Here is a 1,702-nt window from a genome sequence, read left to right on the forward strand (position 1 = left end):
TTTAAGGAGTTTGATTATGTCAGAACTCGTATGCTATTGTTTTGGCTATACATCCGAAGATATTGAGCAGGATGTTATTCAAAACGGAAAATCTACAATTTTTGAACGTATCATGAACGAAAAAAAGGCTGGTGGGTGCCAGTGTGCTGAAAAGAATCCGAAAGGTCGCTGATGTCTTTCAGACGTTCGTCAGTTGGCGGACCAAATTTTAAACAAGACAAGCATTTTACAAAATTTTAACAAATGATTTTTTTATATACGAAACTATTTATATATTGAAAAAATCTCAAAAATATAGAAGGTTGCCATGAACAAGGAGCTGTTATGGGACTTGGCAACCAGAGTGATGACCAGAGTCAGGTGTTTGTCATGTGTGCGGATTTACCGCGCTCACCTGGACACGTTTTTTATGACCGCTTGCAGTCGGTCTTGATCAAGGGCGGCTTTGACCGTTTTGTCGAGAAGCTCTGTGAGCCGTATTATGCGTCTGGTCCCGGCAGGAAATCCATTCCTCCAGGTCGATATTTCAGGATGCACTTGGTTGGCTATTTTGAAGGTATCGAGAGCGAGCGCGGGCTTGAGTGGCGGTGTTCCGACTCCTTGTCGCTGCGAAAGTTCCTACGACTCTCCCTGACCCAGAGGGTTCCGGACCACTCCAGCCTGAGCAGAATCCGCCAACGGTTGCCCCTGGAAGTCCATCAGGAAGTATTCGGCTGGGTGTTGCAGGCGTTGACCAAGTCCGGCCTGGTAGTTGGGGAGCGCCTTGGTATCGATGCTTCGACCATGGAAGCCAACGCGGCCATGCGTTCGATCGTGCGCCGGGATACAGGAGAAACGTACCAGCAGATGCTTGAGCGCATCGCCAAGGACAGCGGGATCAAGACGCCGACCCGTGAAGAGTTGGCCCGCATGGATCGCAAGCGCAAGGGCAAAAAGCTTTCGAACAAGGACTGGAAGTCGGAGAGCGACGAGGACGCGCGGATTACCAAGATGAAGGATGGCCGCACCCACCTCGCCTACAAGCCCGAACACGCCGTGGACCTGGACACCGGAGCGATTGTCTCCGCCGATATCCACAAGGCCGACCAGGGGGACACGACGACGATCGGCAAGACGCTCGAATCCGCCAGGAAGAATCTTTCCGACATCGGTTGTACGCCGATAAGCACGGCTCCGACGGAGGTCATTGCGGACAAAGGCTACCATTCTCGGGAAGTAGTGAAAGAACTGGATAGCGGAGTTTGGAAGACGAGGATCGCCGAGCCGAAGGCGAACGGGTTGTTCAACTGGAAAGGTGACCATGAGGCACGGCGGGCCGTTTACAATAACCGCGCCCGGCTGAAGTCAGCCAAAGGGCGCGAGTTGGCAAAACGACGAACGGAATTGGTCGAGCGAAGTTTTCAGCATGTGCTCGATCGTGGAGGCATGCGACGAACGCACCTTCGAGGGCAGGAAAACGTCCACAAACGATATCTCCTGTGCGTGGCCGGGTTCAATCTCGGCCTGCTGATGCGCCAGTTGATAGGTTTCGGGACCCCGAAGGGGTATTTTTACCTCAATTCAGCGCAAATTTTTGTTTTTGCTTGGGGATGGATGGTCGTTTCGATGATTTTTGTCGAGATGAGGAGCGAGACCGGCGAAGAATTCGTCGGAGCGCAGATTACCGTAGAGCGGTGTTAATCATGAATAAATCAACGGGCTG

General features: G+C 52.0%; 2 protein-coding genes. Both read left to right on the forward strand.

Annotated elements, in window-relative coordinates; translation table 11 throughout:
* Positions 1–16 precede the first annotated feature (16 nt).
* Positions 17–172, forward strand: coding sequence for a (2Fe-2S)-binding protein (locus H4684_RS20450; RefSeq protein ID WP_118230672.1), 156 nt, complete (start codon positions 17–19; stop codon positions 170–172).
* Between the two features lie 152 nt (positions 173–324).
* Positions 325–1,680 (forward strand): transposase, encoded by a 1,356-nt coding sequence (locus H4684_RS20455; RefSeq protein ID WP_225940604.1) that lies wholly within the window; start codon positions 325–327, stop codon positions 1,678–1,680.
* The last annotated feature ends 22 nt before the right edge of the window (positions 1,681–1,702 follow it).

It is taken from the genome of Desulfomicrobium macestii (assembly GCF_014873765.1).
In the GTDB taxonomy this organism is placed as follows: domain Bacteria; phylum Desulfobacterota; class Desulfovibrionia; order Desulfovibrionales; family Desulfomicrobiaceae; genus Desulfomicrobium; species Desulfomicrobium macestii.